At 36.3% G+C, this 17,837-nt stretch carries 18 protein-coding genes; 12 read left to right on the top strand and 6 right to left on the bottom strand.

Annotation, left to right across the window (positions count from 1 at the left end):
* Window positions 1-17: 17 nt before the first annotated feature.
* Window positions 18-629 (bottom strand): FUSC family protein, encoded by a 612-nt coding sequence (locus tag IGJ52_RS08130; protein ID WP_086280282.1) that lies wholly within the window; start codon window positions 627-629, stop codon window positions 18-20.
* Window positions 630-731: 102 nt separating this feature from the next.
* On the opposite strand from IGJ52_RS08130, the gene IGJ52_RS08125 reads away from it, so the two are divergent.
* From IGJ52_RS08125 to IGJ52_RS08105, 5 genes are all read left to right on the top strand, one after another.
* Window positions 732-1,691 (top strand): aromatic acid exporter family protein, encoded by a 960-nt coding sequence (locus IGJ52_RS08125; protein ID WP_002419923.1) that lies wholly within the window; start codon window positions 732-734, stop codon window positions 1,689-1,691.
* Between the two features lie 117 nt (window positions 1,692-1,808).
* A complete protein-coding gene (locus IGJ52_RS08120; protein ID WP_002360064.1) occupies window positions 1,809-2,762 on the top strand; it encodes a hypothetical protein in 954 nt (317 codons plus the stop codon).
* A gap of 154 nt (window positions 2,763-2,916) precedes the next feature.
* Window positions 2,917-4,254 carry a UDP-N-acetylmuramate--L-alanine ligase gene (murC, locus tag IGJ52_RS08115; protein WP_002357163.1) on the top strand — a complete coding sequence of 446 codons (1,338 nt, stop codon included), beginning with the start codon at window positions 2,917-2,919 and terminating at the stop codon, window positions 4,252-4,254.
* Between the two features lie 197 nt (window positions 4,255-4,451).
* A complete protein-coding gene (locus tag IGJ52_RS08110) occupies window positions 4,452-4,937 on the top strand; it encodes a MaoC/PaaZ C-terminal domain-containing protein (protein WP_002357164.1) in 486 nt (161 codons plus the stop codon).
* Complete coding sequence (locus IGJ52_RS08105) at window positions 4,930-5,616, top strand: Bax inhibitor-1/YccA family protein (protein ID WP_002364139.1); 687 nt, start codon at window positions 4,930-4,932, stop codon at window positions 5,614-5,616. The genes IGJ52_RS08110 and IGJ52_RS08105 overlap by 8 nt, the downstream gene beginning before the upstream one ends.
* 188 nt (window positions 5,617-5,804) lie before the next feature.
* Here IGJ52_RS08105 and IGJ52_RS08100 read toward each other — a convergent pair whose 3' ends face one another.
* From IGJ52_RS08100 to IGJ52_RS08090, 3 genes are all read right to left on the bottom strand, one after another.
* Window positions 5,805-7,607: a glycerophosphoryl diester phosphodiesterase membrane domain-containing protein gene (locus IGJ52_RS08100; protein ID WP_438792020.1), complete on the bottom strand. Its 1,803-nt coding sequence runs from the start codon at window positions 7,605-7,607 to the stop codon at window positions 5,805-5,807.
* A gap of 100 nt (window positions 7,608-7,707) precedes the next feature.
* Window positions 7,708-8,316 (bottom strand): TVP38/TMEM64 family protein, encoded by a 609-nt coding sequence (locus IGJ52_RS08095; protein WP_002383106.1) that lies wholly within the window; start codon window positions 8,314-8,316, stop codon window positions 7,708-7,710.
* 221 nt (window positions 8,317-8,537) lie between these two features.
* The gene (locus tag IGJ52_RS08090; protein ID WP_002419919.1) at window positions 8,538-8,912 is read right to left on the bottom strand and encodes a VOC family protein; all 375 of its coding nucleotides are present in this window, start codon (window positions 8,910-8,912) and stop codon (window positions 8,538-8,540) included.
* Window positions 8,913-9,109: 197 nt separating this feature from the next.
* Between IGJ52_RS08090 and IGJ52_RS08085 the strand changes: the two genes are divergently transcribed.
* The 4 genes from IGJ52_RS08085 to rplS all read left to right on the top strand — a co-directional run bounded on the left by IGJ52_RS08085 (window position 9,110) and on the right by rplS (window position 12,324).
* Window positions 9,110-10,471, top strand: coding sequence for an Nramp family divalent metal transporter (locus IGJ52_RS08085; RefSeq protein ID WP_002360069.1), 1,362 nt, complete (start codon window positions 9,110-9,112; stop codon window positions 10,469-10,471).
* Window positions 10,472-10,578: 107 nt separating this feature from the next.
* Complete coding sequence (gene rimM, locus IGJ52_RS08080; protein WP_002360070.1) at window positions 10,579-11,103, top strand: ribosome maturation factor RimM; 525 nt, start codon at window positions 10,579-10,581, stop codon at window positions 11,101-11,103.
* Window positions 11,093-11,833 carry a tRNA (guanosine(37)-N1)-methyltransferase TrmD gene (trmD, locus tag IGJ52_RS08075; RefSeq protein ID WP_002381776.1) on the top strand — a complete coding sequence of 247 codons (741 nt, stop codon included), beginning with the start codon at window positions 11,093-11,095 and terminating at the stop codon, window positions 11,831-11,833. The genes rimM and trmD overlap by 11 nt, the downstream gene beginning before the upstream one ends.
* A gap of 143 nt (window positions 11,834-11,976) precedes the next feature.
* Window positions 11,977-12,324, top strand: a complete 348-nt coding sequence (gene rplS, locus IGJ52_RS08070) for a 50S ribosomal protein L19 (RefSeq protein WP_002357176.1) — start codon at window positions 11,977-11,979, stop codon at window positions 12,322-12,324.
* A gap of 121 nt (window positions 12,325-12,445) precedes the next feature.
* On the opposite strand, the gene IGJ52_RS08065 is transcribed toward rplS, so the two are convergent.
* Window positions 12,446-13,351, bottom strand: a complete 906-nt coding sequence (locus tag IGJ52_RS08065) for a polysaccharide deacetylase family protein (RefSeq protein WP_438792019.1) — start codon at window positions 13,349-13,351, stop codon at window positions 12,446-12,448.
* 223 nt (window positions 13,352-13,574) lie between these two features.
* Between IGJ52_RS08065 and yqeK the strand changes: the two genes are divergently transcribed.
* The 3 genes from yqeK to IGJ52_RS08050 all read left to right on the top strand — a co-directional run bounded on the left by yqeK (window position 13,575) and on the right by IGJ52_RS08050 (window position 16,333).
* A complete protein-coding gene (gene yqeK, locus IGJ52_RS08060) occupies window positions 13,575-14,153 on the top strand; it encodes a bis(5'-nucleosyl)-tetraphosphatase (symmetrical) YqeK (protein ID WP_438792018.1) in 579 nt (192 codons plus the stop codon).
* Window positions 14,154-14,243: 90 nt separating this feature from the next.
* Complete coding sequence (locus tag IGJ52_RS08055) at window positions 14,244-15,245, top strand: DUF4767 domain-containing protein (RefSeq protein WP_438792017.1); 1,002 nt, start codon at window positions 14,244-14,246, stop codon at window positions 15,243-15,245.
* A 335-nt stretch (window positions 15,246-15,580) separates the two neighbouring features.
* Window positions 15,581-16,333: a DeoR/GlpR family DNA-binding transcription regulator gene (locus tag IGJ52_RS08050; RefSeq protein ID WP_002374588.1), complete on the top strand. Its 753-nt coding sequence runs from the start codon at window positions 15,581-15,583 to the stop codon at window positions 16,331-16,333.
* A 40-nt stretch (window positions 16,334-16,373) separates the two neighbouring features.
* Here IGJ52_RS08050 and IGJ52_RS08045 read toward each other — a convergent pair whose 3' ends face one another.
* Window positions 16,374-17,777, bottom strand: coding sequence for a PTS galactitol transporter subunit IIC (locus tag IGJ52_RS08045; protein ID WP_002357183.1), 1,404 nt, complete (start codon window positions 17,775-17,777; stop codon window positions 16,374-16,376).
* Window positions 17,778-17,837: the final 60 nt, after the last annotated feature.

Raw genomic sequence — 17,837 nt, 5'->3', positions numbered from 1 at the left:
TTCAATCGGCTGTTTCTTTATTTATTTACCTTGTCGTCAGTGTTTTCTTCTGCAGCAATCCGCGCTTGAACTTGTTGGCGTAGAGCTTCTAGTTCTTTTTCCTTCTTTTCTAATTCAGCTAAATCTTCAGAAATTTCATGGGCTTCTTCTGCTGGCTTAGGTTGTAAAAAGACGTTTAAACCAATCGCTATAAAGGTCCCAATGAATGTATCCAACACACGTTCCATTGCGTATTGAAAGGAATCGCTTTGCGGAATACTTAAAGAAATCATTAAAAGTGTCGCAGTTGCAGAAATGATTCCAGCATTGTTATTAATCCCATCAGAAACAACGATGACGATAATGACTAAAAGTGGTAGTAGCAGTAATTCTACTAAGTGTTGATTAGGAAAATAATCTTGTGCTAATACATAAAGCAAAGCTAAAAAGCCACCCAATGTGTTTCCAATAATGCGCGATTTTCCAAAAGACAAACTGGTATTTAAATCTTGTCTTAGCGAAAAAACAGCTGCTAAACAGGCAATCATAGGTGAGCCACGATGGAAAAATTGAAATAAAAGAATACACAGCATGACAGCAATTGCTGTTTTTAACGTTCGCATGCCTAAACGAAATCGACCCACTATCATAAATATTCGCTCCTAAATAACTTTTCTCTTTAATGATAACCGAAATAGAGGTAAAATTACTAGAGAAAAGTGAAGAATTATTATTTTTTAAGGGGAGTATGCATGAAAATTGGTTTACGAACAGTCAAGACAGCCATTAGCGCTGCATTAGCAATGATTATTGCGGAAAAACTGGGATTACTTTATGCCCCTTCGGCAGGGATTATTTCGGTTTTAAGTGTTACTAGCACGAAAAAAACATCTGTCATGACAGGGATTTATCGTTTGTTATCCTTAGCTTTAGCAACTATTTTAGCGTATATTTGTTTTACTTTTTTAGGTTTTACAGCGATTGCTTTTGGTATTTTTTTGTTATTATTTATTCCAGCAGCTGTGTATTTTCAATTATCTGATGGGATTGTTGTGAGTTCCGTTTTGGTAACTCATTATTTAGTCGAAAAAAATCTTTCTTGGGCGATTATTGGAAATGAGTTTTTATTAATGAGTATTGGTGTGGGACTAGCGTTATTAGCTAATTCTTATATGCCTGATACAGAAAAACGTTTAAGAGAAGACCAAGAAGTCATTGAAACAATGTTTCGTAAAATTTTAAGGGAAATGGCGCTACATTTAAACAACGCTGCAGGAGAGCGAAATTTGGTCATGTATTGTGCAGATTTAAAAACCTTTATTCGCACAGGCGAGACGTGGGCCAAAAATCATGCCGAGAATCAATTGCTGTCTACCAATACGTACTATTTAGAGTACTTTGCGATGAGAAAAATGCAAAGTAATATTCTAAAAAACATGTTGGAATTATTAGAAGATATTACTGTTGATGCGCAACAAGTTCGCTATATTCAACAATTGTTGGAATATACGGCAGAAACATTTGCAGAGAATAATGATGGACAAGAAATTATGAATCGAATTAAGAACGTTTATGAAACCTATCGCACAAAACCATTGCCGCAAACAAGAAATGAATTTGAAAATCGGGCGCGGCTCTTTCAGTTTTTACAATTATTTCAGTCGTTCATCCAAATCAAAGCGGACTTTGCCAAATTACAACTAGATAAATAAACAGAAAAAGAAACCTTTTTAAACAGAGGTTTCTTTTTTGTTCTCTTAAAAATTCAGGCAAGTTCTTTAGTATTCATTGAGAATGTGTTAAACTAATGAGAAAGAAAAATAAAAGGAATGACCGCAATGGATAATGCTCAAGTGAAGAGAAAACATTTCCGTTTTCCAGCTTATGATGATGAACAGGGCGTAAAATTACCAACAGATAATGAACGTAACTTATTTCAAGATGATCTGATTGGTAAAGCAATGTCTGGTAGCAGAAGAACTGCAACATCTGCCGAAGATACTAGACAAAGCACACCATCCGTCCAACAACCAACAACGAATCAATCAACTACAAATAAACAAACACAACAATTAACGGCAGCACAACAAGAGCAATTAGCACGTCATCGTTCTAATTTGCCAGACTATACAAAACATGCTAGTAAAGCAACGAAAAATAAACAAGCAACGAAAAAAAATAATAGCCTTTTTGGGACACCAAAAGGAAATGGCTGGACACAAACGTATAAAAAAAAAGAAGTCGTAGCGAAACCAAGTAGACCTGCCGCATCACCATTAGTGCAAAAAACGACACCTTCTTATTTTGTTCCTAAATATATCCCGGCTTCTGTGATTCCTGAGGAACAGGAACCTAGTTTTACTGAAGAAGAGTTGCTAAAAGCAATGAAAAAAGATCGTCGTTCATATGTCATTCTTGATGATGAACCAACGGCTTTTCAAGTGAAAGATACGGAAGAAGATCCAACGGTGCGGAAATTTAATATTCCAACCTCAGAACCTGAGATTCCTTTAACTAGACGACAATATCAACAAATCAAACCAGACTTAGAACGTTTTGGCGAAGATGCGTTAGATTTACGTTCGCGTTCCCGTTTGAATGCCGCAAAGAAAAATGCTAAAAGTCAAACTGCTTATGGGAAAAAATTAGCTAAAGCGAATGCTCAAGTGGAGCCGGAAGCACCTGTGACAGAAGAGAAGAAAAAGGGCATCTTGGATAAACCATTAAGTGGGATGCTAGAAGATTCAAGTTCTGTATTAGAAAACAGTAAATATTTTAGTTAAGAGATGAAACTTGCATGTGGATTTGAAACATGTAAGTTTTTTATTCTGTTTTAATAGTTGATTATTTTTTTGTTTTATACGATAATGAATCTCGTATGATTGAAATTTTTTTAAAAAAGGTATGTTTTATATAGTGACAGAGAAGAGGATTATAATGGGAAATCAAGAGAACAAATTATACCATTTTGTCGGAATTAAAGGTTCTGGCATGAGCTCATTAGCGTTGGTCTTACACCAAAAAGGCTACAACGTTCAAGGATCAGACGTAGAAGAGTATTTCTTTACACAACGGGATCTTGAAAAATCAGGTGTCCCTATTTTACCATTTAATGCAGATAATATTGATAAAGACATGATTGTTATTGCTGGAAATGCTTTTCCAGATACCCATGAGGAAATCGCCCGTGCCATCGAATTAGGCGCAGAAGTAATTCGTTACCACGATTTCATTGCTCGTTTTATCGAACCCTATACAAGCATTGCTGTAACAGGGTCACATGGGAAAACAAGCACGACTGGTTTGCTAGCACATGTATTAAGTGGTATCAATCCAACTAGTTATTTAATAGGGGATGGCACTGGCCACGGCGAACCAGATGCTGATTTCTTTGCATTTGAAGCGTGTGAGTATCGTCGTCATTTCTTGGCTTATTCACCAGATTATGCGATTATGACGAATATCGATTTTGATCATCCAGATTACTACAAGAGCATTGAGGATGTTTTTTCAGCGTTCCAAACAATGGCTCATCAAGTCAAAAAAGGAATTTTTGCTTATGGTGATGATAAGTATCTTCGTCAGTTAGAATCAGAAGTGCCAGTTTATTATTATGGCGTCAGTGAAGAGGATGATATCCAAGCACGAAATATTCAACGAACAACGGAAGGCTCATCTTTTGATGTTTATCACAAGGATGATTTTGTAGGTCATTTTGTCTTACCAGCATTTGGCCATCACAATATCATGAATGCGCTAGGTGTGATTGCTGTGGCTTATTTTGAAAAACTTGATATGCAAAAAGTCGCAGAAGAAATGCTAAGTTTTAAAGGTGTAAAACGTCGTTTTAGCGAGAAAAAAGTCAGTGACATGATTATTGTTGATGATTATGCGCACCATCCAGCTGAAATTAAAGCAACGATTGATGGCGCTCGTCAAAAATATCCTGACAAAGAAATTATTGCTGTCTTCCAGCCACATACATTTACACGAACAATTGCGTTAATGGATGAATTTGCTGAAGCACTGGATTTGGCAGATGAAGTATTCTTATGTAATATTTTTGGCTCTGCGCGTGAAACACAAGGCGAGGTACGCATTGAAGATTTAGGCGAAAAAATTCAAAAAGGTGGACAAGTAATTACCGAAGATAATGTGTCGCCTTTACTAGATTTTGAAAATGCAGTGGTGGTCTTTATGGGTGCTGGCGACGTTCAGAAATTTGAACAAGCTTACGAAACATTACTAAGTAACACAACTAGAAACGTTTTATAAGAGAACATAAATAAAATCGGGACAGGGGTATCTGGCTTCAAAAAATAAGAAGCTGCTCCTGTTCCGTTGTTTGTTTTTAAAATCTAGCATGGCAGATAAGTTGGTTTTGTTTAAACATCCTTTAAAGACTACTTTTTAACTTGCCTTTTAAGTACATTTTGGTACAATTATCTTATCAATAACGGAGGTGTACTAATTTGAATATCGGAAAACCGAGAAAATTAGGCAAAACCATCGAAGATATCGAAGAGGGAGATTCGTTGTCCTTGACAGAGTCAATTGAAGACAAGGACTTATTACTTTACTTGGGCTTGACCAATGATGCGAATCCTTTATATATCCAACATGATTATGCCCAAAAAACAGAATATGAAAAACCAATCGTACCATCAATTATGCTGATGGGAATTATCACTAGTGCGATTTCAAAACATTTGCCAGGACCAGGTTCCCATGTTGTGAATTTCTCTGTGAACTTTGTGGAACCCGTTTTTCATTACGAAACATTGACTTTCCAATTAGAAGTAATCAAAGTCGACAAAATGAAAGATGTGATTACCATTTCAGTTGAGGCTGTTAATGAGCAAGAAAATCGCGTGTTAGATGCAGTGGTGATGGTTCAACCACCCCAAGTGACGATTGATGAATTAACAGAGAAAGAAGGGACTTTAACTTATGAATAATCAAGAGTATATCCAAACTGGCACAGGTTTGAATAAATTTTATGCCAAAATTTACGGATTTTTAGCGTTAGGAATTGGTATTAGCGCAATCATGGCTTATGCAATGACAACTGTCTTTTTACCTGTTCTAGCTACTTTATTCCAATCAAGCTTAGCTTTTTGGATGATTTGGCTTGTTGAAATTGGCTTAGTTTTATATCTAGGCGCAAAAGCACAGAAGAATCCAACCATTGCGATTGCAGGATTTGTTGCGTATGCATTATTAAATGGTGTCACTTTATCCGTGACGTTATTAATGTATACTGGTGGAACAGTGGCCGGCGCATTTTTAAGTGCAGCAGCTACCTTTGGCGCGATGTCATTAGTAGGTGTCTTTACGAAGAAAGACCTATCAGCAGTTGGTCATGCCGCTTATAGTGCCTTAATCGGAATTATCATTGCGATGTTGCTAAATATGTTCCTTTTACACAGTAGTGCTGTAGAATTCTTTATTTCCATTTTAATGGTCCTAATTTTCTCAGGGATTACTGCTTATGATAACCAACGTATACGCCAAGTCTATGCGCAAACAGGTGATCAAGCAGGTACTGGGATGGCCGTTTTCTTCGCATTACAATTATACCTTGACTTCATCAACTTATTCTTAGCTTTCTTAAGAATTTTTGGTAAAAACAACTAACATGAACGTAAAAGAGGTCGGGACAGAAGCGTTTAACTCCGAGAAATAAGAAGGAATTTCCGAAAATTGTTCTTTAATTTTTGGATAATTCCGGCTTATTTCCGAAGGAGTTGCTTCTGTTCCCGCCGTTTATCAGTTTTTGAGCGTGGAGCAAAAATCCAAAGTGATTTTTGTCCCACGCTCTTTTTTTAACCCATTCCAATAGCGAAATTCAACAGTTTATCGGAGTATGTTGGATTTTCTAAATCGGTTTTCATTGTTTCGTTCAGTAGACTGAGCTGATCGGTAATGATGCCATCGACGCCATAAAAAATCATTCGCGTCATAACATCTTCATCATTTGCTGTCCAAGCATAAACCTTTTTCCCATCATGATGAGCGGCATTTACAAAGTTACGATTCATTGTACTGTATTCCATAGTAAAAAAGTCAACTGGCATTTTAGGTGGTCCCACAATGTTAAAAGAAATAACGTAGCCTACATAAAAGCGTGGTTCTTCTTTCTTTAAGGCCATCGCCGTATCATAGGTTAAGGTATGAAGGATATGACCGTTTTCTAAAATATTTTCACGGTATTGTTTGACAAAGCGCTGCACTAAATCAGGGCTATCTTGAGGCGTGGTTTTGATTTCAATTAATAAACGTTGTTTTAATTGATTGGCTTTGGCTAAATAATCATCGAAAGAAACCATTTTAGCAGTTTGACCATTTTCTGTGACATTCATATTCGTTAATTCTTTAAGTGTTAATTGATTCGGTCGTTTATTAACGCCCGTTAACGCCCGTAAATTAAAATCGTGCATGACAATAAATTGATGGTCTTTGGTTTCTTGAATATCCATTTCAACATAATCAGGTTTTGCCTTATTGGTCTCGATTAAAGAGTCTAAGGTGTTTTGAACGCCATTGTTACCATTGACACCACGATGGGAGATGGTAACCGGTTTTCGGTCAGGTGTATGACTTAGGTAATTCGTATTATAGGTGCCTACACCAATTCCGAAGATGATTGCAATCAAACAAAAAAGAACGACTCTGAAGGTGGTCCATTCTACCCGAACCTCTGATTTCGGGGTGAACCATTCTGGCGTGTCAGGCAAAATCCCTTCATCCTCCATATCATCAACAATAATGTAAAAAATAGCAACACTAGACAACACCAAGTTTAAAAGCATCATAACCTGAAGGAGTGTCATAGCGATGACAGCGCTAGGTAAAGACCACTCAGGTTTAAACGTTTCAACGGCGGTTTGACCTAAAAATATCAAGAAATAGCCAGCCGTAAAAATCCCTAAAACAGTTCCTCCAATGATAATAAATTGCCCTAAAATCTGGAAAAAGCGTCGCTTTGTAATTTGCCAACTACGTTTCAAAGACTCACGAAAACCAACATCACGTAAAATCAACTCTGGAAGGGCAAAAGCAAGTCGAATCGCTAAATATAAGATAATCAGTTCTAACAATACGAAACCAATAATAATAATGACGCGATTTGCAAAAATAAAATCTAAGATAAAGGCTGGAATCTTAACTCTTGTTAATAAATAAGAGCGGAAGGTTAACCCACTTAATGGTAAAATCAAAAAGAAATATGCCAGGAAAAACAGAAAGGTAATTCCTCGAACTTTTTTGATCTGAAGCAAGGTGCCGTGCAATAATTGCGTTAGAGTAATTGGTTGCTTTTTCTTAATAAAATAAACACTAAGCAATAAAAAGGTAAATTCAAAAAAGAGCGCCAGTAAAATTAATAGCCCAATTAGTAGAAAAGTCAAAAGGACATAGGGATGTTGCGTAGCAATTGCCCCTAAGTTATCGTAGGAAATATAATCAATCCCACCTTCTTTGAGTACCAATTTGGACAAACTTGTCAATAAAGGCAATAGAACGAATAACATAAATCCGTGCATCAAGAGCACGTCGCGAAAATACGCCGTTGTTCCTTTAAGAAAATCTAGCGTATTCACAATACTATTTTTAAAATAACTAAACATCAAAAGTCCCCCAGTTTCTACCAAAATTCCATAATAAAAGGACTAAATCAAACTGACACAGGCAGAGTTTTGATTTAGTCCGTTCGCTTTTTTATTTATTTTACATTCCCAGTAAGCTAGTTAAAAATGTACCGCCATAAATTAACGCAAGACTATATAAATAGATAGAAGCAGGTTTTGCTAGTAAAATAATCAGAGTAAATTTTTTCACAGACATTTTTGTTAAACCGGCCATTAAACAAAGCGCATCATCCGGTGCAATCGGGAAGAAAATTGCTAAAGCAAACAATCGTTCAAAACGTTTTTCATTGTCTAACCAACCGATATACTTGTTATATGTTTTATCACTGACAAGGCTCATAATGAATGGTTTCCCATAATTACGACCTAATAAGAAAATGATAATAGAGCCAAGTGCAATACCAACGTAATTATAGACGAAGCCCATTGTTGGCCCGAAAATCAAGACCCCTGCAGCACAGCTAACACCACCAGGAATAATCGGAATAACCACTTGAATAATCTGAATTAACATGAAAATAATCGGACCGAGAATGACAGATTGCCCTACTAGTCCTCTTAGTGCATTGATGTCCTTGAAGACACCTAATCGGATAAAATAGATGGTTGCAATTATGGTTGCAACAATGCCCAAAATGGAAATAATATTAACAATTTTTCTAGATAGGGTAACACTCACATTTCTCATCTCCTTTAGTTATACTCATCGTACTTTTAGTATATAACTTTTTATCAATAAAAAACATCGTTTGTTCTTTCTGCAAACGAACAAAGTTGTAAGATACGCATCATTTGATAAGTTTATTATACAAAAAAAGAGACAGAAAAGACATCCTACTTAAGACCCATTCTGCACTGATCTTTCGAAAGAGAGTTGAAGAAACGAAAGTGGCACATCTTTTAGTAATATTATAGAGGGGCAAAGAGTGAAATTAAATTTGCATCTACGTCTTTAATGATTGCGTATCGTTGGCCCCAAGGTGCATTCCAAGGTTCTTTAAAAACAATGTAACCAGCTTGGCTCATTTTTTTCACGGTGCTATCAACTTCTGCGGCCGTTTCACAAAGAAAAGCAAGTTCGATTTTATCGCCTTGCTGACTAGGCGCAAACCCATAGACGCCAGTAATCATTTGTAGTGAATTTAAAGAAATCCTGACGCCATTGTTTTGTAATTCTGTGTAATCGGGCGAAGCTTCTCCCAGCACGTTAAAACCTAGCGTTTGGTAAAAAGAGAGTGCTTGTGTCATATCGTTGACGATAATACCGACCATATCTAACTTCATCCTCATAACCTCCGATCTATGATAAAATAAGTGTAAGGGATTTTTTGGTAAAAACCAAACGATTTATAGCGAAAGTGCTTAAAAAAATTAGAATGTAACAGTTTACAACGAAGAATAAGAAGACTATAATTATGTTAACTAGTTTTAGGTATACCTAAAAGTGAAATGTGTGAACAAGATAGATTGAGGGATGTTGGATGAAAGAAAAGAAAACGGAAAAAATGCTTAATTATGCAAATGGGCCTAGTTTAGAAGAGATAAATAATACCGTCGAGGTACCTAAAAACGCAAGCTTTTGGCGAACTTTGTTAGCCTATAGCGGACCTGGCGCTTTAGTGGCTGTTGGTTATATGGATCCAGGAAATTGGATTACGTCAATTGCTGGCGGAGCGGAATATAAGTACACGTTACTTAGTGTGATTTTGCTTTCTAGTTTAGTTGCCATGTTACTACAAAGTATGGCTGCGCGCTTAGGAATCGTGACAGGAATGGATTTAGCCCAAGCGACTAGAGAGCATACAAGTAAACGAACGGGCGTTGCCTTGTGGGTGGTGACGGAGTTAGCCATAATGGCTACAGATATCGCTGAGGTAATTGGTGGTGCCGTTGCTTTGCAATTATTATTTGGTTTTCCATTATTAATTGGTGTGTTGATAACAACGTTTGATGTTTTATTACTTTTGCTACTGACAAAGTTAGGCTTTCGCAAAATCGAAGCAATTGTTTCTTGTTTAATTGCAGTCATCTTTTTTGTTTTTGCTTATGAAGTGGCATTAGCAGATCCAAATGTTGGTGAAGTATTACGAGGTTTTATTCCAGACACAAAAATAGCGACAGATAAATCCATGTTATTTTTAGCCTTGGGAATCGTTGGAGCGACAGTCATGCCTCATAACTTATATTTGCATTCTTCCATTGCGCAAGCTCGGAAATTTGATCGTAACGATGATGCTGAGAAAGCCAAAGCAATTCGTTTCACTACTTGGGATTCAAATATTCAATTAACTGTTGCTTTCGTCGTAAATTGTTTGTTGCTAATCCTAGGGGGAGCATTATTTTATGGAACCAACAGTGAATTAGGTAAATTCGTTGATTTATTTGATGCTCTGAAAAATCCAGATATTGTTGGTAATATTGCTAGCCCAGTGTTAAGTATTCTTTTTGCAATTGCTTTACTGGCTTCGGGTCAAAATTCAACGATTACAGGTACGCTGTCAGGACAAATTGTAATGGAAGGCTTTATCCATTTAAAAATGCCGTTGTGGGCAAGACGAGTGTTAACTCGTTTGTTAGCAATTGTGCCAGTCATTATCTGTGTCATTATTTATGGCGGTAGCGAAACGGCTGTTGAAGACTTGTTACTTTATACGCAAGTTTTCTTAAGTATTGCTTTGCCAGTGTCGATTATTCCTTTAACGATGTATACAAGTGATAAAAAATTAATGGGCCAATTTGCGAATCCAGCGTGGGTGAAATTTTTAGCTTGGATTATTGCAATTGCCTTGACGTTATTGAATTTATTTTTAATTTATGGCACATTAACTGGTTTAACGAATTAATAAAAACAAAGGCTGACTGGAAAAGTTGGCCTTTGTTTTTTCATAGAATTTGCGCGTAAGAAATGGTAGAATAGGAAAGATGAAATACAAGGAAGAGAGGCTTTCACGTGACAGATTATTTAAATGTAGGAAAAATTGTGAACACACAAGGAATCAAAGGAGAAGTTCGGGTCATTTCGAAAACGGATTTTCCAGAAGAACGTTATCAAAAAGGGGCAACGTTACTGCTATTTCAAGAGAAAAAAGCACCAATTGAATTGGTCGTGAAGTCCCACCGCAAGCATAAGAATTTTGACATTTTAAGCTTTGAAGGACATCCAAATATCAATGATGTTGAAAAATATCGTGACGGTATTTTAAAAGTTGCAAAAGACAATCTCGCTGAATTGGCAGAGGACGAATTTTATTATCACCAAATCATTGGTGCCACTGTTTATGATGAAACCGGTAGTGAACTGGGAAAAATTAAAGAAATTTTATCTCCTGGTGCGAATGATGTGTGGGTCGTCCAACGACCAAAGAAAAAAGATTTGCTTTTACCGTATATTGAAGGCGTTGTTACAAAAGTCGATGTCGAAAATCAACGGATTGATGTGGACATTCCAGAAGGATTGATTGACGATGAGAATTGATGTATTAACTCTTTTTCCTAGAATGTTTGAAGGACCAATGGGGGAATCAATTATTGGGAAAGCTCGGGAAAAGCAGTTATTAGAATTGAATGTCTCTAATTTTCGCGATTTTTCAGATAACAAACACCAAACGGTCGATGATTATCCGTATGGCGGTGGCGCGGGGATGCTTTTAAAAGTACAACCGATTTATGATAACCTAAAAGCAATTGAAGAAGAGACAAACCAGCAACCAAAACGGGTCATCTTATTAGATCCAGCAGGAAAACCGTTTAATCAAAAAATGGCCGAGGAATTTTCACAAGAAGAACATTTAGTTTTTATTTGTGGACATTATGAAGGCTATGATGAGCGAATTCGCACGATGGTCACAGATGAAGTTTCATTGGGGGATTACGTTTTAACAGGGGGCGAATTAGGCGCAATGGTCATGATTGATGCGACAGTCCGTTTATTACCTGATGTCTTAGGTAACAATCTTTCTGCACAAACGGATTCACATTCCACTGGCCTATTAGAGCATCCACAATATACCAGACCTGCTATTTTCAACGATATGGAAGTCCCTGCCGTGCTAACGAATGGTAACCATAAATTAATTGCAGAATGGCAACTAAAAGAATCATTACGACGGACCTTTTTGCGTCGACCTGACATGTTGGAATCAGTAGAAATGACGCCTGAAATGTTGAAGTTATTAGAGGAAATTAAACAAGAAGAGCAAAAATAAGGGAACTTTCAAGAAAATTCTCTTTACAGCTTATTTTGTCTGTGGTAAACTAATTTGGTGAGTGCAATGCGCTCTAACTATTACAATATTCCGCTGTGGCAGAAGTGACCATAAGAATATTTGGGAATAAGGAGAAGGATAAAATGAATCCATTAATTCAAGAATTAACACAAGAACAATTACGTACGGATATTCCTGCGTTCCGCCCTGGTGACACTGTTCGCGTTCATGCGAAAGTAGTCGAAGGTACTCGTGAACGTATCCAGTTATTCGAAGGTGTTGTAATTAAACGCCGTGGTGCTGGAATCAGCGAAACTTACACAGTACGTAAAGTTTCAAATGGTGTTGGTGTGGAACGTACATTCCCATTACACACACCACGTGTTGCTCAAATTGAAGTGGTTCGCTACGGTAAAGTACGTCGTGCAAAACTTTACTACTTACGCGCATTACACGGAAAAGCAGCTCGTATCAAAGAAATCCGTCGTTAATCTTTACTATTCGACAAACGAACACCCTCTTGCTGAGCAAGAGGGTGTTTTTGTGTGTAATTAAGCAGAAAATCAACATTGACTAAGACCAGAAATACTTCCTTTAGTGCTCCGAGTTGCTCTAATATAAGACACCAAATTGATAACCATTTGCTTGATAAAACTCTATTAATTGTGGCAATGCTTGTTTTGTTAATTCCTTATCTACTGAATCATGCATTAAGACTACTCTAATATTATAATCCGGATAAACCTCAAGTGAATGTTGATGGAAAGCGAGCATTTCTGCGACTGTAGTAGGCTGTCTGTCTAACGGCTCCGCATCCCCAACCATCGCATTCCAGTCAATCCAATGGATGCCAAGTTGTTTGAATAATTCATCAGATTTTTCTGTACCTCCCCATGACATATGACCTCCTGGGTATCGCCAGAGAGTTGTTTGAAATGTTTCGCCCAGTATTTTTTTTAGAGAGTTCTCCATGTCCGCTATTTCCGCTTGTATTTCTTCAGTGTTGACAATCCCGTTTGGATATAACGTTGCATAATCATGAGTTGAACTATGAAAGCCTATTGAATGCCCTTCTGCGACTTCGCGTTTCACTATGTGTTGATTTTCGGAAGTTAGGGTATTTCCTACAAGAAAAAAAGTTGCGTGGACGTTATACTTTTTTAATGTATCTAGGACTTGTGGGGTTATTTGATTATTAACGCCATCATCAAAGGTTAAGAATACTAATTTTTCACCTTTGTAAGGTTCTTCTCCAGTTATATATTTTCTGATTTTGTCTGCTGAATAAGCATATTTTTTTGATGAAATAGTCATGTATGTTGATTCCTTTTCTAACTTGGTCGGGGAATCTTTTTTTGCAGTTGAATTTTTAGTCGATGTCTGCGTAGTATCATCCTTTTTACTTGTTATCTTGGGTTGAGTTAATAGGAACGTTTGAATGAAAACAAGAACAATGAGGATTAACGCACTAAATAATACATACCCGTTTATTTTGAATTTTCTTTTCTTATGTCGCATACTTTCACTCCTCTTTGGTTAATGAAAAAGTTAAAAAATACACCTCCACGTTATACAAAATTGAACGTCCTATTAGTTATAGACGAATTTGAGGACCAAAAAGTTTCAATTTTTTCAATTTAGTTAGTTGTTTATTTAATAAAAAATAAAAGGTTGCTAGAGGATGAAAGGAGTATAATTTATTTATCTAGAAGAGTAATCGGAATGAGAAAGGGCTGTGGAAATGGATTATCAACAGGTGTTGAAAAATGAAATTAAACAATATTTAGTGAGTAAAAACTGTGAGAAGACGTATTATCATTGTATGGAAGTTGGAGAGTATGCCTATCAACTCGGTGAAAAATATTTAACTAGTCCAGAAAAAGTAAGTATTGCAGGATATTTACACGATATCTCTGCGATTTATCCAAATAATCAGAGAATTAATGTCGCACAAAAATATGGGATTGAATTAAACGAAGCAGAAATGGCCTTTCCAATGATAATTCATCAAAAAATTTCTAAGTCTATTGCGAAAATGGATTTTGGTATTGAAGACAATGAAATTTTATCAGCGATTGAATGCCATACAACATTGAAGAAAAACTATTCGGACATAGATTTAGTTTTGTTTGTCGCTGATAAAATAAAGTGGGATCAAGAAGGGAAGCCACCATACTTAGATGGTTTATTACAAGCTTTAAATTGTTCTTTAGAAAATGCCGTATATTTCTATATTGATTATATTTTGAAACACGATATTAAAGTTGTGCATCCTTGGTTATGGGATGCTTACAATCAACTTAAATTAACAATTAAATAACAAATAAACATAGCCGTTTTTAGTCGAGTTTTACTGGTGAGAAAAGGGGAAAAGTAGTACAGTATTCTTGTCAGAAAGAAGGGATTACCAATGAAAAAAATAATCTTGATAGGTCTTTTATTGAGTATTTTATCAGGATGTTCTTCCAATAAAAGTGGTGATAGCACTGCAAGCAAATCAAGCAAGCCGACAGCAACATCAGAAATGAAAGCACCTGCTACCGTTAACAACAGCCAAGCAAGTCAAATGAGCACGGAGTCAAAATCTAGTACGACTCAAAGTAATTCTTCTGCTTCTACTAAAACTGAAAATCAGTTGTGGTCTGCGCAAAAAAAGGCACAGCTACAACAATTTATGGCTGATTGGGGGCAACGGATGAACCAAACGTATAAAGAATATACACTAGGAAATTCAATCAATTTTAATGGCGTCCAAGCGCCTGATGGTCTAGTGGGAAATGTTACTATGCAACCAGCGATTGGTCAGCATCCCATTTATTTAGAATGGTCTGAAAATGGACAAGTGAAGGATGGATATGCGTTAGTTGCTGTTTACTCTGATGCAGAAACGCAACCAGAAATGCAAAAGCGCTTGTATTTATTCACCATCGTTAACAATCAGCCCTTAGTTTTAGTGACGATGCAAAATCAAGGAAATCCTTATGACTATCTATATTTTGGAGCAACAGATAATGCAGAGTTGAGGGCTGGCTTTGAAAAAATTGTAGGTGCCCCGTCAATTACTAAAGAACAAATCCCAAATATTTCAGTCAATCCGTGGTCTTCAAAAGAGGAAGCGATTGATTTTTACGAAGGAATGTATAAAAACACGACAAACGAAATTTCAACTCAAATTGACTGGCATAACTATCAGCGGGCAAATTGGCGCGAGGTAGAAACAAAAGGCGATACTATGACATTACATTTTGCCAACGTGGGCGGTGCTGGGGGCTCATACACACAATTCACGAAAGTTGGTACGAATACTGTTGTTGTATCATTTGATGGCAATGCTGCTTATCCAGATAACCCAAGTAGCGTTTTACTCGTGCAAAACAGTGATTATAAAGTTTTAAGGACTTTGAATCAGTAATAGGGGAAATACATCGTTTACTTAAACATAGGCAAAGGCGGGTTGCTTACCTTTTTATAAGTAACCTGCCTTGGCCTATGTGCTATTTTTTTTGATAGAGGTGCTCAGGGTAGGGGATGTTTTTCTGGAAAATTTTTATGCTAGATCTCTGTTTGACTAGGCTCAAATAGATCTAAATCAATCGTTGAAGTGATATCTGTTTATATAAAGATAGGCTAAATCGTCAATTTTTTACAAATCGTCGTTCATGTTAAAATAAATGGAGAAATGTTTTAGTATTCATAGTAAGTATTTTATCGTAGAATAAAAGATATACTAACAATGGAGCGATGAAAATGCTAAAAGAAGAAAGATTAAATGCGATAGTCTCTCTAGTAGATCAAAAAGGGGCAATCAAAGTTACTGAAATTATGGAACGATTAAATGTTTCAGATATGACTGTTCGTAGAGATTTGACAGAATTAGAAGCAGCGGGGCGTTTAAAACGAGTACATGGAGGAGCTAGCAGTTTAAATACATATCGTCCACATGAACTGTCTCATGCTGATAAACAAATTATTAATAGTGTTGAAAAAAAAGAAATTGTCCAAAAAGCATTAAGTTTAATTCACGAAGAAGAAACTATCTTTCTAGGACCAGGAACAACTATTGAACTTTTAGCCGAGGCAATGGAATTTAAACATTTAAGAGTAGTAACAAACTGTTTGCCTGTGTTTGAAACGTTAAGTAAAAAAAAGAATGCGTTAACCATTTATTTAATTGGTGGAGAAATGCGACTTTTAACTAAATCTTTTTTTGGTGAAATCGCTAATAAAGCATTAGAAGAAATGCATTTTCATAAAGCATTTTTTAGTTGCAATGCGTTAAAAGATAATAAAATTATGACAGCGACTATTGAAGAAGGACAAACACAAGCAATTGCATTAGATAACTCAATAGAAAAATATTTGTTAATGGATACTTCTAAAGTAGAGAAACAGGATTTTTATTCTTTTTATCAATTAGAAGAAGTGACAGCGGTAGTTACAAATAAAGATAAATTTGACACATCTAAAGTATTGGAAAAAGTTGTCAGGGTGATTTACTAAAAAGAAGAGGTGCAGATGCACCTCTTCTTTTTAGTTTCCCTTATTGAGCTTTTTGAGCATAAATAATATTTCGCTTCTTCATTTGTTTTGCATACCAAATGAAAATCAGTAGATAGGCGACTAGCGCCAGACATGCGTATAAAATAAATTCGAGTTGACCTTGTGATGCATTGCCGACTAAGTATCCTAAGAATTTTTCCATTGGCCCTTCCATGGTAGTATGTGAAATTAAAGTATTATTATTTAGACCCGCTGGGAAAGCGCCAACTTTTTTTGCGGTTTCGGTAACGAACGGTGCAATTAGGGTACCAGACCATAAGAACAAAGGTAATTCGATTGCTCCAATGATAATCATTCGGATGAGTTTACCTCTTGTTACTACTAGTAGAGCAGGGGTTACACCCATTGCAATAATTCCGCCAAGTGGTAAAAGTTTGTTGCCAGGTAGGACAATGGCTTCTAATAGCATAATTGGAGCCAATACGTTAGCTGCTGCCCAGATTTCAGCACGACCAGCTAAGAAAGGCCAATCTAAACCAATATTAAGTGTACGCCCTTTTAATTTATTCGAAGCAAAATCAGTGATACCTTGTGATAAAGGCTCAACTGCAGCGATAAACCAAGTTCCAATTAAAGAGAATAGTTCCAAACAGACTGCAGCCGTAAAGGATAGAGAAAAAATTTGCGTGGGTGTTTGGCCAGCTAAAAGACCCACAAAAATCCCTAAGTAAATTCCGATGGCAAATTTTGATCCCCAAAAGCCAATTTTACTATTCAATTTGGCAGCGTCAAAATCGTATTTATCTAACCAAGGGAAAAGCTTATCAAAAATTTTATCAAAAACCATAATGATTGGGTTCATCATATAGTTCATATGCGTGGTAGTCATAGGATTGGTATCTGGGGCGTTAAGTAAATCGTTAAACGTTGGTTTCATTAAGTCAGAATTGATAATTTTTAAAACACCTATGAAAATAACTAAGATTGTTGCAATTATTAAGTTTGCGCCACAAAAAATAGCAAATAAACCAACAATCGATAGATGCCAAATGTCGAAAATATCCACATCTAATGTGTTTGTTTTATTTAGAATTAACATAATGACATTGACAATCACCATAATTAAAAGAAAGTAAAGCGTGTAAGGAGATCCCCAAGTGATGGTGGCTAAAGGTGCCCAACCAACATCAGTAATATTTAAAGAAATTCCTGTACGTTCTACGAAAGAGGCCATTGCATCTGAGAAAGCAGTAGTTAAAATTCCTATAATAGCACTGATACCAGTTAAAGCAATTCCTAGTTTAAGACCACCTTCTAATGCGCGAGTGGGTTTTACCTTAAAACAAAGGGCAATCAGTGTTAAAACAATAGTCATTAAAGGAGCAGCACCTAAATCAATTAAAGGTTTAAAAATTGTATTTGCTAGGTCAATAATCGTATTCATTTATTTTCTCCTTCATAAGCTAAGATAACAAAATTTTTATCTTAGTTTTGTTATTGTTGA

Origin of the sequence: Enterococcus sp. DIV1758, assembly GCF_051711985.1 — a bacterium.
Lineage (GTDB): Bacteria > Bacillota > Bacilli > Lactobacillales > Enterococcaceae > Enterococcus > Enterococcus faecalis.
The sequence above is the reverse complement of the archived record's forward strand: the minus strand, read 5'-3'. Positions and strand labels throughout refer to the sequence as shown.

Coding starts and splice junctions, on each gene's coding strand:
- IGJ52_RS08055 (WP_438792017.1), top strand. CDS start 14,244: ATGAAAAAAATAATCTTGATAGGTCTTTTATTGAGTATTTTATCAGGA.
- IGJ52_RS08120 (WP_002360064.1), top strand. CDS start 1,809: ATGACCGCAATGGATAATGCTCAAGTGAAGAGAAAACATTTCCGTTTT.
- IGJ52_RS08100 (WP_438792020.1), bottom strand. CDS start 7,607: ATGTTTAGTTATTTTAAAAATAGTATTGTGAATACGCTAGATTTTCTT.
- IGJ52_RS08130 (WP_086280282.1), bottom strand. CDS start 629: ATGATAGTGGGTCGATTTCGTTTAGGCATGCGAACGTTAAAAACAGCA.
- IGJ52_RS08065 (WP_438792019.1), bottom strand. CDS start 13,351: ATGCGACATAAGAAAAGAAAATTCAAAATAAACGGGTATGTATTATTT.
- trmD (WP_002381776.1), top strand. CDS start 11,093: ATGAGAATTGATGTATTAACTCTTTTTCCTAGAATGTTTGAAGGACCA.
- IGJ52_RS08125 (WP_002419923.1), top strand. CDS start 732: ATGAAAATTGGTTTACGAACAGTCAAGACAGCCATTAGCGCTGCATTA.
- IGJ52_RS08105 (WP_002364139.1), top strand. CDS start 4,930: ATGAATAATCAAGAGTATATCCAAACTGGCACAGGTTTGAATAAATTT.
- IGJ52_RS08090 (WP_002419919.1), bottom strand. CDS start 8,912: ATGAAGTTAGATATGGTCGGTATTATCGTCAACGATATGACACAAGCA.
- IGJ52_RS08045 (WP_002357183.1), bottom strand. CDS start 17,777: ATGAATACGATTATTGACCTAGCAAATACAATTTTTAAACCTTTAATT.
- rplS (WP_002357176.1), top strand. CDS start 11,977: ATGAATCCATTAATTCAAGAATTAACACAAGAACAATTACGTACGGAT.
- IGJ52_RS08095 (WP_002383106.1), bottom strand. CDS start 8,316: ATGAGAAATGTGAGTGTTACCCTATCTAGAAAAATTGTTAATATTATT.
- IGJ52_RS08085 (WP_002360069.1), top strand. CDS start 9,110: ATGAAAGAAAAGAAAACGGAAAAAATGCTTAATTATGCAAATGGGCCT.
- IGJ52_RS08050 (WP_002374588.1), top strand. CDS start 15,581: ATGCTAAAAGAAGAAAGATTAAATGCGATAGTCTCTCTAGTAGATCAA.
- murC (WP_002357163.1), top strand. CDS start 2,917: ATGGGAAATCAAGAGAACAAATTATACCATTTTGTCGGAATTAAAGGT.
- yqeK (WP_438792018.1), top strand. CDS start 13,575: ATGGATTATCAACAGGTGTTGAAAAATGAAATTAAACAATATTTAGTG.